The 12,511-nt window shown below is 47.0% G+C and carries 11 protein-coding genes; 6 read left to right on the top strand and 5 right to left on the bottom strand.

All coding sequences use genetic code 11. The features are described from left to right. Positions 1–24: 24 nt before the first annotated feature. Together gyrA and AC5JBY_RS17985 are read right to left on the bottom strand one after the other, a co-directional pair. Positions 25–2,652 (bottom strand): DNA gyrase subunit A, encoded by a 2,628-nt coding sequence (gene gyrA / locus AC5JBY_RS17990; RefSeq protein ID WP_495906019.1) that lies wholly within the window; start codon positions 2,650–2,652, stop codon positions 25–27. A 174-nt stretch (positions 2,653–2,826) separates the two neighbouring features. After that, on the bottom strand, positions 2,827–3,771 hold the full coding sequence (locus AC5JBY_RS17985) for an SAM hydrolase/SAM-dependent halogenase family protein (RefSeq protein WP_495906018.1): 945 nt from the start codon (positions 3,769–3,771) through the stop codon (positions 2,827–2,829). A 73-nt stretch (positions 3,772–3,844) separates the two neighbouring features. On the opposite strand from AC5JBY_RS17985, the gene AC5JBY_RS17980 reads away from it, so the two are divergent. The 3 genes from AC5JBY_RS17980 (at position 3,845) to AC5JBY_RS17970 (ending at position 6,636) form a co-directional block, all read left to right on the top strand. Then, positions 3,845–4,333 (top strand): hypothetical protein, encoded by a 489-nt coding sequence (locus AC5JBY_RS17980; protein WP_495906017.1) that lies wholly within the window; start codon positions 3,845–3,847, stop codon positions 4,331–4,333. 436 nt (positions 4,334–4,769) lie between these two features. Beyond that, complete coding sequence (locus tag AC5JBY_RS17975) at positions 4,770–6,134, top strand: oligosaccharide flippase family protein (protein ID WP_495906016.1); 1,365 nt, start codon at positions 4,770–4,772, stop codon at positions 6,132–6,134. Next, the gene (locus AC5JBY_RS17970; RefSeq protein ID WP_495906015.1) at positions 6,124–6,636 is read left to right on the top strand and encodes a HEAT-like fold family protein; all 513 of its coding nucleotides are present in this window, start codon (positions 6,124–6,126) and stop codon (positions 6,634–6,636) included. The genes AC5JBY_RS17975 and AC5JBY_RS17970 overlap by 11 nt, the downstream gene beginning before the upstream one ends. Positions 6,637–6,704: 68 nt before the next feature. On the opposite strand, the gene AC5JBY_RS17965 is transcribed toward AC5JBY_RS17970, so the two are convergent. Further along, positions 6,705–7,868, bottom strand: coding sequence for a sigma-54-dependent transcriptional regulator (locus AC5JBY_RS17965; RefSeq protein WP_495906014.1), 1,164 nt, complete (start codon positions 7,866–7,868; stop codon positions 6,705–6,707). 68 nt (positions 7,869–7,936) lie between these two features. Here AC5JBY_RS17965 and AC5JBY_RS17960 point away from each other — a divergent pair, with 68 nt between their 5' ends. Next, entirely contained in the window at positions 7,937–8,746 is an 810-nt protein-coding gene (locus tag AC5JBY_RS17960) for a DUF4846 domain-containing protein (RefSeq protein WP_495906013.1), read from the top strand. A 354-nt stretch (positions 8,747–9,100) separates the two neighbouring features. Here AC5JBY_RS17960 and AC5JBY_RS17955 read toward each other — a convergent pair whose 3' ends face one another. Next, on the bottom strand, positions 9,101–10,372 hold the full coding sequence (locus AC5JBY_RS17955) for a hypothetical protein (protein ID WP_495906012.1): 1,272 nt from the start codon (positions 10,370–10,372) through the stop codon (positions 9,101–9,103). A 151-nt stretch (positions 10,373–10,523) separates the two neighbouring features. Here AC5JBY_RS17955 and AC5JBY_RS17950 point away from each other — a divergent pair, with 151 nt between their 5' ends. Together AC5JBY_RS17950 and AC5JBY_RS17945 are read left to right on the top strand one after the other, a co-directional pair. Further along, the gene (locus tag AC5JBY_RS17950; RefSeq protein ID WP_495906011.1) at positions 10,524–10,772 is read left to right on the top strand and encodes a hypothetical protein; all 249 of its coding nucleotides are present in this window, start codon (positions 10,524–10,526) and stop codon (positions 10,770–10,772) included. After that, the gene (locus tag AC5JBY_RS17945; RefSeq protein ID WP_495906010.1) at positions 10,756–11,085 is read left to right on the top strand and encodes a type II toxin-antitoxin system RelE/ParE family toxin; all 330 of its coding nucleotides are present in this window, start codon (positions 10,756–10,758) and stop codon (positions 11,083–11,085) included. The genes AC5JBY_RS17950 and AC5JBY_RS17945 overlap by 17 nt, the downstream gene beginning before the upstream one ends. 31 nt (positions 11,086–11,116) lie before the next feature. Here the strand turns inward: AC5JBY_RS17945 and AC5JBY_RS17940 are convergent, their stop codons facing one another. Further along, positions 11,117–12,445 (bottom strand): alpha-L-fucosidase, encoded by a 1,329-nt coding sequence (locus AC5JBY_RS17940; RefSeq protein WP_495906009.1) that lies wholly within the window; start codon positions 12,443–12,445, stop codon positions 11,117–11,119. Positions 12,446–12,511 lie beyond the last annotated feature (66 nt).

The raw sequence follows: 12,511 nt of genomic DNA, 5'->3' as shown, positions 1-12,511 counted from the left end.
AGTTTTAAAGTGATAGTTGGTTTACTATGGGTTGTCAACATTGTCTTCAGATGCGGTTTCTGTATCCCCGGTTGCCTGTTCATCACTATTTAATCCTTCTTCCGGGGTTTCTGTACCTTCTGCACCATTCTCAGGAGCTGATGCTACGACTACATTCTCAGCGTTTTCCTCATCGTCCTCGTCCAGTTTGGTGATGGCTGCAATTTCGTCGCCATCGTTGAGGCGGATGAGTTTTACACCTTGTGTAGCACGTCCCTGCTCGCTTACGCCCTTGATCGGCATGCGGATGGTAACGCCGCTCTTACAGGTGATCATCAGGTCTTCTTTCTCCGTTACGTCCAGGATACCTACCAGCGGGCCGGTTTTGTCGGTAACGCTGATGGTTTTAACACCCTTTCCGCCGCGGTTGGTGATGCGGTACTCGTCTATCTGGGTACGCTTGCCGTATCCTTTCTCGCTCACTACCAGTACTGTACGGGATTTGTCGTCCTTGTTGACACATATCATGCCAATAACTTCGTCGGTGGCGTCATCCAATTCAACACCTGTTACGCCTGTGGCGCCACGGCCGGTGGCTCTTACTTTGTCTTCGGGGAAACGGATAGCACGGCCGCTCTTTATAGCCAGCATGATCTCACAATTGCCATCGGTCATTCTTGCTTCCAACAGTTCATCGCCTTCGAGGATGTTGATGGCATTTACACCAGTTTTGCGGGGGTTGCTGAAGTCTTCCAGCTCGGTTTTCTTCAGGATACCTTTCTTGGTGCAAAGTACAATATTATGGCTCTTGACAAAGTCTTTGTCTTCGAGGTCTCTGACGTCGATAATAGCGCGCACCTTGTCGTCGGGCGGCAGTTGGATCATATTCTGGATGGCTCTTCCCTTGCCGGTCTTTTCGCCTTCGGGGATTTGGTATACGTTGAGCCAGAAGCAACGGCCCTTTTCGGTGAAGAATAACATCGTGTGGTGAGTGGATGCCACAAACAGGTGCTCGATGTAATCTTCATCGCGGGTACGTCCGCCGATCACGCCACGTCCACCACGTTTTTGGGCGCGGTATTCGTTGGCTGAAGTGCGCTTGATATAGCCGAGGTGTGAGATCGTGATCACCACGTCTTCTTCTTTGATCAGGTCCTTGATGCTTACTTCGTCGTCGAGGTAAGTGATCTCACTTTTGCGGGTATCACCGTATTTTTCTTTGATCTCCAATAATTCCTTTTTGATCAAATCGTAGCGCATGCCTTCGTTGGCCAGCAGTTCCTGCAGGTGGGCGATCAGCTTCATCAGTTCTTCGTATTCTTCCTTGATCTTCTCGCGCTCCATGCCTGTCAACCTTTGGAGACGCAGTTCGAGGATGGCCTTAGCCTGTATCTCGTCCAGTCCCCAGCCTGCATTGACCAAGTTGTCTTTCGCCTGCTCGGGTGTTGAAGAAGCGCGGATCATAGCGATCACTTCGTCGAGGTGATCCAGCGCGATCAGATAGCCTTGCAGGATATGTGCTTTCTTCTTTGCTTCTCTCAGTTCAAACTCTGTACGGCGTACCACCACTTCGTGACGGAATTCCACGAACTCGGTGATCATTTCCCGGATGTTCAGGATACGTGGGCGGCCTTTTACAAGGGCCACGTTGTTGATACCGTAAGAGGTTTGTAACTCGGTGAATTTATAGAGCTGGTTGATCACCACGTTGGCGATAGCATCTCTTTTCAGGTCTACTACGATACGGGTGCCTTCTTTTTCGTTTGATTCGTTGTTGACGTGGGCGATGCCTTCAATCGTCTTATCGTTGACCAGTTGGCCGATGCGATCGCAAAGTGCGTCGCGGTTTACCTGGTAAGGTACTTCGGTGATGATGATCTGCTCACGTCCGCTGGGCTTTGAGTCGAGCATTACGCGTCCGCGCAACACTACGCGTCCGCGTCCTGTAGCCATACCAGCTTTCACACCTTCCATACCGTAGATGATACCACCGGTAGGGAAATCGGGTGCTTTCACGTAACCCATCATTTCTTCCACCGTGATATCGCGGTGGTCGATGTAAGCCACGCAGCCGTCGATCACTTCCGAAAGGTTGTGGGGCATGATGTTCGTGGCCATACCTACCGCGATACCGCTGGAGCCGTTGAGCAACAAGTTGGGAATGCGGGAAGGTAATACAGTGGGTTCTTTGAGGGAGTCGTCGAAGTTGAGCTGGAAGTCTACCGTGTCTTTGTCGATATCTTCCAACATCGTTTCGGCGATCTTTTCGAGGCGCACCTCGGTATAACGCATGGCCGCCGGGCCGTCACCGTCCTGGCTACCGAAGTTACCCTGGCTGTCGACAAGGGTGTAGCGCATGCTCCACTCCTGTGCCATACGCACCATGGCGTCGTATACAGAGCTGTCGCCGTGTGGGTGGTATTTACCCAACACGTCTCCTACGATACGGGCTGACTTTTTAAACGGCTTGTTGTGAGTAACACCCATTTCGTTCATAGCGTACAGGATGCGCCGGTGTACCGGCTTAAGACCATCCCGCACATCGGGTAATGCACGACCTACGATGACCGACATGGAGTAGTCGATGTAGGCGGTTTTCATCTGCTCTTCAATGTTCACCGGAACGATCCGGTTCTGATCATTCGTCTCTGATGGTGTGAGGTTCTCTTCCATAGCTGTATTTAGCTGATTTTATCCATTTTAGGCCCGTCGGGAATGACGGAACAGGATGGGTGGCAAATCTACCCTATTTAAAGCGGATATCACGTTAAAAATACAGTGTTTTTTGACCTCACTTTTCCACGTTTGTGGAGAATAATAATGCCCTGAATACGAAAGCCTTCGCGGTTATTTTACCGGGATGATTTTAACCTTCCAGTCTGGCCCGCTGCTCACGTGAAAGGAGTCTGCAAAATTACGCATGTTGAGGGCGAGGGAAAAGTTCATGAGGCTGTTCATGTAGCCCAGGGCCTGCCCTTCCGGAACAGCGCCAAAGGTGTTGACCATCGGCACTTCCCGGTTGAAGACCTCCCGGTCGTTGAAGGTGATAATTGCTTTTACTTTTTTATGAGATGAAAGTTTCAACTGATTGAAAATCGAATCGTTAATGTTTGTCCAAATGTTTCCATACTGAACATCCAAAACAGGGATATTTCCCATGAGGGTATCCCCTTTCAGTAGCGGTTTTTGATAAGGAATCCGTACTACTGAGTCGCTCAACAGGCTCCCTACTTCCTCAAATGTGATCACACCGGCTGCCAGGCGGGCGCCTGTGTAAGCATACACGTCGCGACCGTGAAAAGTATAAGATTTCCGGCTGTCCTTTCTTCTATTTAATTCTTCATTGATCTCTCTTATTGATTCTATGCCAATTGATTCAGCTATAAGTGTGAGTGTTCCATTGTCGGGTGTTACGAAGTATTGCCCATTGCGTGTTTTTGCCACTACCGACTTCCGGTTGGTGCCTACGCCGGGGTCTACCACGGATACGAACACCGTTCCTGCCGGCCAATAAGGGGCCGTCTGCTGCAGCCGGTAAGCCGCCTCCCAGATGTTATAAGCGGGTATTTCGTGGGTTAGGTCATAGAGTTTCAGGTCGGGGTCTACTCCTGTTGCTACGCCTTTCATGGCGCTTACAGCGCCGTCCTTTACACCGAAGTCGGTTTGGAATACCACAGCGGGTTTAGCAGCTGAGGCGGACGGTTTCGACTGGCAGGCCAGGAATCCTGTTAATAGCAGCAATACTGAGGTGCATTGTACAACTCCCACAATGTTTTCTATCTTGTAAGGCATAGACTGAAAATTACCTTGTTTTCTGATAAACCCTGCTCCCCACTTGTGAGGAGGAACCATAAATGTACTAAAGATGACCCCACAAAAGCTCCTGCGCCGCATCCGCCGTATGATCATATTGTTTGTCGTGTTGCTGATGTTGAGTGGTATTACGGCCTTTCCTGTTTATACGGAGTTGAAATGGATCCACGACCACCAGGTATTATCGCCGGATTCCGCATTGGGGATGTTCCTGGAAAAGATATGGCTGGCGGTGCAGGCTGTCAATGATCAATATCCTTTTCTGTTTTACGGGTACGACTGGCTGGCTTTTGCCCACATTGTGATCGGGTTAGCTTTTATCGGTCCTTACAGAGATCCTGTGCGTAATATCTGGGTAATAGAATGGGCTATGCTGGCTTGTGTAGCAGTGTTCCCGCTGGCTGCGATCGCAGGGCCGATCCGCGGCATTCCCTGGTTCCATATCCTGATCGATTGCTCCTTTGGTGTGTTTGGACTGATACCTTTATGGTATACCCGCAAGTGGATACGCCAGCTGGAAGTTTTACGCAATGCTTCGTAATTAATCTTTGGGCTGCTTTTTTTCGTATCTTTTGATGAGCAGGATTGTCTGCCTGAATCGGTGCAGCATGTTTTATTAATTTGTTATTATTCCATGTTTGGGAATGTCTATCATACTATCTTCATTTTCGGCCAAAGCACCATGGTAGCTGGTTTGCGAGCTGGTATAAACACATTTCCGCGTCCAGCCTGCATTTGAGCCCTGTTGTCTTACTATTCTCTTACTATTGCCTTACTATCACCTTACTATTGTCTTACTATTACCATGCTTCTGATAGGGAGCAACTATGGGGGAGCTATGGAGTTGCTATGGGGGAACTATGGCAGCGATATAGGTACGGTATAATAGGATTATGGGTGTGGCAGGACTAAGTTGCGTACTTTCCACTAACTACCTATCAATTTAAATATTAATTTCACGCCCAAAGCACGTTCACTTGAAGTTGTTGAAATCATCCTTTTGGTTACATTCTATCTTTTATACCCTATTACAACGTTTTTCGATCTTCTTTTTTGGGGCCGTTTCCTACATGGTATTGGTGCGGGGATTGAGTAAAGAAAACTTTGCGGTATGGGCGCTGTACCTCATGATCATGACGCTGTTTGAAATGATCAAGCAGGGATTGCTTCGTAATCCTACTATTAAGTTCCTGGGACTTTCTGAATATGCCGATAAGAAAAAGGAAGTGCAGTCTGCTGCACTGGTGATGAATATTACATTCTCCATACTGGCGATGTTGATCTTTTCATTGGGTGGTGGGCTGATCGCTCACCTGCTCAAATCGGAGGAACTGGTTCCTTTACTCTTGTGGAGTTTACTATTTGTGGTCTTGCTGATCCCTTACAATCACTATGAAGTGTTGCTGCAGGCGCATTATATGTTCAACCGGATATTCTGGGCCTATTTCATCCGGCAGGGAATATTCTTTACAGGTACGCTGGCGATGTTTTTCTTCGTGCCTGCCTGGTTTACTTTGCTCAACCTGGTATTGCTGCAGATCGTCGCCTTGATGGCGGGCGTCATTGTTTTATACAGGGCAACTTCCGAATACCGGATCGGAGGTTTTCACAACGATAAGGCTATTATACGCCATATGTTCAATTTTGGTAAATACATATTTGGCACCAACCTGTTCTCCAGTGTTGCGCGCAGTTTCGACCACTTTGTAACGGCGAACATGCTGGGATCTGCAGAGGGTAAAGGGTATGTATCGAATTATAATACGGTGGCCCGTATCAATAATATGATCGATGTGCCTTCGCTGGCAGCGGCGGATGTATTGTTTCCTAAAAATGTGCAGACGCTGGAAACGGATGGCCTTGGCAAGGTGAAGTATTACTTTGAGCGTATGATGGGTACCATCCTGGCATTGGTGGTGCCGCTGTCGCTGTTTATTTTCATATTCCCCAAGTTCATTATTTATGTACTGGCCGGTACCAAGTATTATGATGCTATTCCTATTTTACAGCTTACTATCCTGTTTAGCCTGGTAAGGCCATTCAGCTATCAGTTTGGCAGTACGCTCGATGCCATTGGCAAGCCGCAGGCTAACTTTTACGTCAACCTCTGTCTGATGGTCTTTAACCTGGGGGCTACTTACCTCGGGCTACATTTCTTTGGTGGTATGGGTGCGGCGTATGCTACCGTTATCTTTAGCGTTGTGTCGTACGTGGTGATGGTGGCCATGCTGAAGAAACATATTCACCTGGAAGTAAAGAATATTTTCCACTATATGATCCAGTTTTATAAAGACATGTTGGGGTTTGCACGTAAAAAATTGGCAAGGACCAGTGGATCTTAAAAAGGCCATAGCAGAAAAACACTCCAAAGCGCAAACCGACCGGATTGTGCAGTATGTAGGCCATGATAAGAAGCGGTTTGACGAACTCGTAAAAGTATTCCTGGAAGGCGATGAGCTTATATTGCAAAGGGCCGGCTGGCCATTGAGTTATTGTGTCCAGGACAATCCCTCGCTGATACTACCCCACCTTGGCAAGCTGCTGAAGTTATTGGAGAGAACGGATGTGCACAATGCCGTGACCCGGAATATTGTGCGGATGTTGCAGGATGTAACTATTCCCAAGCGCTATCAGGGTCAGGTCATGAATATCTGTTTTGAGTTTATTGCTGCTCCACAACAGCCTGCTGCCGTTAAAGCGTTTTCCCTTACCATCCTGGAAAACCTGGCGGCTCACTATCCTGAAATTGTTCCCGAGTTAAAACTGATCATTGCTGAACGCTGGCCGCATGAAACGGCTGCTTTTCATTCAAGGGCGAGGAAGATATTGAAGAAATACCCGTAAAAAGCTATTAGCCTTTAGCTGTCAGGTTTTAGCTAACAACTAAAGGCTAATATTATATTGAATTGCTTTTACTTCTTGGGTAATACGTAAGTCTGCACGTCCTCTTTAATAATAGTCTTACCAGAGAGGATGATCAATCTTTCTACGACGTTGCGCAGTTCGCGGATATTACCGGTCCAGTTGTGTTCTTTCAAAGCTTCGAGTGCATCCGGCTCGATGCCTTTCTTGGCAATGCCGTAGTCGGCGCAGATATCGCCCAGGAATTTATCGACCAGTAAGGGGATATCGTCACGGCGGTCGTTGAGTGATGGAACGTGTATGATGATCACGCTTAAGCGGTGATACAAGTCGAGGCGGAAATTCTTGTCATCTACTTCCTGTAGCAGGTCTTTGTTGGTCGCGGCAATAACACGTACGTCAACGCTGATATCTTTGTCGCCGCCTACCCGGGTAATCTTTCCTTCCTGCAGGGCGCGCAATACCTTGGCTTGTGCGCTGAGGCTCATGTCGCCTATCTCATCAAGGAAGAGTGTACCGCCGTGGGCCTGTTCAAACTTACCAATGCGTTGTTTTACGGCAGAGGTGAATGATCCTTTTTCGTGACCGAACAATTCACTTTCGATCAGCTCGCTTGGAATGGCGGCGCAGTTCACTTCTACCAGTGGGCCTGTTACGCGGTTGCTTTTTTCATGTACCCAACGGGCCACCAGCTCCTTTCCTACTCCATTTTCTCCTGTTACCAGAATCCGGGCATCGGTAGGCGCCACTTTTTCGATCGTTTCTTTAATACGACCAATGGGGCCAGATTCGCCGATCATTTCTTCTACTTTGCTCACCTTGCGCTTGAGTACCTTGGTTTCCGCTACCAGGTTGGTTTTGTCCATGGCGTTGCGGATGGTGATGAGCAGGCGGTTGAGATCGGGTGGTTTGGAGATATAATCGTAAGCCCCTTTCTTAACAGCTTCTACCGCTGTCTCGATGGTGCCGTGGCCCGAGATCATGATCACCGGAACGTCGGGATTGGCTTCCCGGGCTTTGTCCAGGAATTCGATGCCGTCGAGCTTGGGCATCTTGATATCGCATAATACTACATCGTAGCTTTTGTCTTTGAACTTCTTTAAACCTTCTTCCCCATCTCCTGCTTCGTCGATCTTATAGCCTTCATAGGAAAGAATCTCACTCAGTGTTTTGCGGATAGCCTTTTCGTCGTCGATTATTAATATGTTTGACATATGCTTAACTGTCTTTTTCTATGGAATAATAAAGCCCATTCATCTTACGCAAAATAAACCCAAAAATAATGATCTGTTCTGACCGCGGGGCGTCAAATTTTCATATTCTCCTTATTTCAATTATCCTGCCGTTTTTAGGTGGTTGTCAGGAAATTGCAGGCAGGGAGGCAATACCTGTAACCGGACATGTTGCAAAAGAATCTGCGATTCCTGAGCTAAAACAGGTATCGGATATTGCGCTGCCGGCTGGTTATACCCGCGTGGATGGTAATGATACGGCTTTTGCCCGGTGGCTGCGGCGGTTGCCACTAAAGGCTGATAATAAAGTGTATTTGTATAATGGACGTTTGAAGGGTAATCAATCCGCTCAATATGCAGTATTGGATATACCAGTTGGTAAGAAAGACCTGCAGCAATGTGCCGATGCCGTGATGCGTTTGCGGGCCGAGTTCTTTTATCGTCGCGGATTGTATAGCCGCATCTGGTTTGCGGATAATAATGGAAAGAAATATATATGTCCGGCCGGTGCCGATCAGAACAGGTTTGAAAAGTACCTGGAGAATGTATATGCCTGGTGTGGTACGCTTTCGCTGGAAAAGCAACTGAAGCCGGTTCCGGTGTTTGGAGATATACAATCAGGCGATGTATTAATAAAAGGAGGATCGCCGGGCCATGCGGTGATCGTGATGGATGTGGCTGTGAATAAGGCCGGTGAAAAACTCTATTTGCTGGCTCAAAGTTATATGCCTGCTCAAAGTATACATATCTTGAAAAATCCTATGGATGACAGATTGAGTCCGTGGTACAAAGCTGGCAATGAACGTATCATAGAGACGCCGGAGTGGACTTTCAACCAGCAGCAGTTGCGGCGGTGGTGATAATTAAGGGTTACTATTTACGGGATAATGGCTCGTAAAAATCCTATTGCAAGAGTTGGGCTCGCTTATTACTTTAGTACCAGCATCATCCTTTGGAAAAACTATTTACTAATCTAAAAATGTCCCTATGAAGGCTCAACTCAGCGTTCAGAATCCGTCTGTCAGCAAAACTATTATGCGTTTGACCCTCGTTGGAGGTGTCCTCTTAGCCGCCGTTTACGCTTTTTTAATGCTTTGTTCTTCCGCAATCAAAATTATTGAATAGGTCGGATGACCGTATAGCAAGCAAAATGCTGGAAGGCATCTCATTGTTGAGACGCCTTCTTTGCTTTGTTATTACCTTTTAAAAGACGTTTATTCTCTTATCACGTTGAAGTGACCTTTGATCACGTGTGTGCCTACCAGTTCTCCGCCACCGCTGTTGGAATCATACCGTCCGGCTGTATTGATCAGGAACTCTCCAACGATCGGTTCTCCTCTCCTTCCCCATTCCGTGATTTTTATGTAGCCGGAACTGGGAACGGCACGGGTACCTTCTTCAAAAAAAGAAGTTACTGTGTGATCGCTAAAACGGAGCGGCTCCTCATACCAGAGCTGGATATCGTTGGACCATGAATAAGAGCCCACTCCATTGATCGGCCCGGAAAGGGCTCCCTGCCAATCTCCATTTCTATCGGCTCTCCACTCCAGCCCAAAATCACCTGCGGTAGGATTCATAATATAGTGTAGGTAACCAAGCACCCGGTCCTGGTCTGACTGGATCCATACGCCTACAGGAGCAATCCTGATATTGGATATCAGCAACAGGGTTGCGGAATTGGTATTTAGTTGCAGAGATACTGCTACCGGATTACGATCTGGCACAAGGTCGGGGGCTGTGTATTCCGCACTGCTACCCTTTGGTTCCAGTTTTCCCTCACCAGCTAATTTCCACTCTTTGATAAATTTCTCCGGCAAGGGTTTTTTATCGGCAACGGGTATATGCGGCGGCGCCAGATCGTCTCCCCAGTCAGGTTGCATCTGGTCATCGAGCTTCACACAGGTATAAGCTTGTAAAGTACGTTTAGCACCTGGTTTGAGGATGGAAAATTGCGGTAGTAAGAACAGGTATTTCATCATACTCCAATCGCTGAAGTGGGTAGTCTGCAAGCTCATTGTCTTGTTGGTTTTATCCAGCGTATAACCCTTGGGGATTTTCCAAACGCGATCAGCATCCTGAAAGGCAATAGCCAGTGCCTCTGGCATGGGTATGCTGTCCAAATATCCGGCATAGGAGAATTTAATGGTCACGGGCTTTGAAAAAGTAATGCCATGTGGCAGCAGGCGATAGTTAAGCCCAAAACCTCCGGGATTGGTATTTTCTACCGGTTGAATACTGATGGTCGTATTGGCTGTTAGCGCACCCGATGGAATAGTGATCTGCACCTCTCCATTGGAGGTGGCAACTGTTCCCCCCTGTGCACCAATGGTAGCTGTTGTGGCCTGGCCGTATGTATTACCTACCGGAGTGGGTAGCGGTGTAAAAGTTTCCTGGACTTCCTTTTTTTCTTTTTTGCAGGCAGTAATTAATACACCACCCATTATTGCTATCATGGCAAGATAGCGCATACGCTTTTTTGTATTCATGGCTTTGTTTTGTGCAAAAAAGCTATCAGGAGATGGATATTAACCGTTAAAATCGATTAAGCGAGGATGGGGCCGATAAAACATCATTAATCTGCTTTGGAAGTATTTTCGTATATTTAATTTTGAAAGCCAAAAGCTTATCATAATCAAAATGTCTTCGGCTGAACTTAAAAATAAGATATCTCAGAGTCTTAATGAACTGGATAGCCAGCAACTAAAATCTGCCTATCTGGTAGTGAAAGAGCTGGTTAATCAGAACAAAATGGTTGTAGAGCAACCTGACAAAAAGGCTTTAGGAAAAAAGCTGGCCAAAGGAATCCAACAACTGGATAATGGAAAAGGAAGTGATTTCGGCCCTTTTCTCCAACGCATGAAGCAACGCTATGGGGCAAAAAAGTAAACCCAAGCCTGTTGTTATTTCTCCTCAAGCGCAAAAGGACATCATAAATATTCTTGACTACCTCCAGGAAAATTGGAATCAGAAAGTAATAGATACTTTTCTTGGAAAACTAGAAGCCTTCTACACAATTGTAAGCATTAACCCTCGCATGTTCAGATATTATGACAAGCGTAGAAACATCCGGGTTTATATACTTACCAAACAAAACAGTATATACTACCGGAACAAGCGAGCGTCTATTGAAGTAATTACAGTTTTTGATACACGACAAGACCCTCTTAAGCTTAAATATATTACAGGCAATTCAAAGTAATAGGTATTTAGCAATGCTATATTGCCCTATTTTACTTTATTATTTCCATTTCTAAAATGGTATCGTATTCTTCTTTTGGCACTGCTTTGATGTCTATTACTACATAGTTATCGGCCAGTACCTGGTATTTGACGGCTGTTTTGCCTGTGAAGGTTTTTATCGTTTTGATCTTGTAAGGGATCTTCAGGAACAGTTTTTCTTCCTGAGCGTCCAACAGGTGTAAGTACACTTTGTTGCCTTTCTCTGTTACAGCTCCCCAGCTTTGTGGTGGGGTAAATCCTCCTTTTGTACCATAGATGGTTTCGCCGTATGTCTTCAACCACGCTCCCATTTGACCCAGCCGTTCTGTAAACTCGGGTTGTATGACTCCATTGGGCATTGGGCCGATGTTCAATAAGAAGTTGGCATTGTAGCCAGCTGCTTTCACGAGGTACTGTACCAGTTTCTTTGTGGATTTGTAGTTGCGATCGGTGATGTTGAAGCCCCAGGAGTCGTTGATCGTTTCACAGGTTTCCAATGACAGTTGGGATACAGATGCTCCGCCAAAACCACTGGTGTTAGCACCGGGCAGGTCTTTTTCAAAAGCCTGGAAGTCCTCGCCAGGTATGGGTGTAAGATGGTGGTTATTGCTGATCAGGCACTGTGGCTGCAGCCGGTGAATGAGGGTGTAGATATCTTCGTACTTCCAGTCTACTTTGGAAACGGCAGCCTTGTTGTGATCGTTCTCTAATTGATCCCAATGGCCATCGAACCAGATGCCTGCTACTTCTCCGTAGTTGGTGAGCAGTTCTGTCAACTGGGCTTTCATGAAGTTGATATAGCTGGGCCAGTTGCTTTTCTCGGTACGGCCGGTGCCTTTACCGGTGCGGCCTGTTTCGTATTGGTAATCGGTGCGGTACCAGTCGAGCAGGGAATAATAGAAGAACAGCTTAATACCCTGGCGGTGGCATTCATCGGCAATCTGCTTTACAATGTCTTTTTTGTAAGGCGTATTCATGATGTTCCAGTCAGACTGTTTGGTATCCCACAGGCTGAAGCCGTCGTGGTGACGGGTGATCAGGGTGATGTACTGCATGCCGGCATTTTTGGCCGTGCTTACCCAGGCTTTTGCATCGAAGCTAATGGGGTTGAAAATGTCTATGAGTCGACGGTATTCTTTAACCTGGATATTGCGCTGGTTCATCACCCACTCGCCGTGGCCCAATACGCTGGAGGCTCCCCAATGGATGAACATGCCGAAGCGGGCGCTGTCGAACCACTTGCGCGATTCGAGGTTTTGCGGGGAGGGTGTATAGTTGGATTGACTGAACGTGTGGATAGTAGTTGCAATTAGCAGAATGGCAAACGTTATTGATCGCATAGCGGGTGATTTGGATATTGGAAATTAGGTATTAATTGGTTTACTATTCTTTCCTTGCCAAATTAG

It is taken from the genome of Paraflavitalea sp., from assembly GCF_059502485.1.
The sequence above is the reverse complement of the archived record's forward strand: the minus strand, read 5'-3'. Positions and strand labels throughout refer to the sequence as shown.

Bases quoted from the DNA above. Each gene is read 5' to 3' on its own strand.
- gyrA (WP_495906019.1), bottom strand. From the start codon at position 2,652: ATGGAAGAGAACCTCACACCATCAGAGACGAATGATCAGAACCGGATC.
- AC5JBY_RS17985 (WP_495906018.1), bottom strand. From the start codon at position 3,771: ATGCCTTACAAGATAGAAAACATTGTGGGAGTTGTACAATGCACCTCA.
- AC5JBY_RS17980 (WP_495906017.1), top strand. From the start codon at position 3,845: ATGACCCCACAAAAGCTCCTGCGCCGCATCCGCCGTATGATCATATTG.
- AC5JBY_RS17965 (WP_495906014.1), bottom strand. From the start codon at position 7,868: ATGTCAAACATATTAATAATCGACGACGAAAAGGCTATCCGCAAAACA.
- AC5JBY_RS17960 (WP_495906013.1), top strand. From the start codon at position 7,937: ATGATCTGTTCTGACCGCGGGGCGTCAAATTTTCATATTCTCCTTATT.
- AC5JBY_RS17955 (WP_495906012.1), bottom strand. From the start codon at position 10,372: ATGAATACAAAAAAGCGTATGCGCTATCTTGCCATGATAGCAATAATG.
- AC5JBY_RS17950 (WP_495906011.1), top strand. From the start codon at position 10,524: ATGTCTTCGGCTGAACTTAAAAATAAGATATCTCAGAGTCTTAATGAA.
- AC5JBY_RS17945 (WP_495906010.1), top strand. From the start codon at position 10,756: ATGGGGCAAAAAAGTAAACCCAAGCCTGTTGTTATTTCTCCTCAAGCG.
- AC5JBY_RS17940 (WP_495906009.1), bottom strand. From the start codon at position 12,445: ATGCGATCAATAACGTTTGCCATTCTGCTAATTGCAACTACTATCCAC.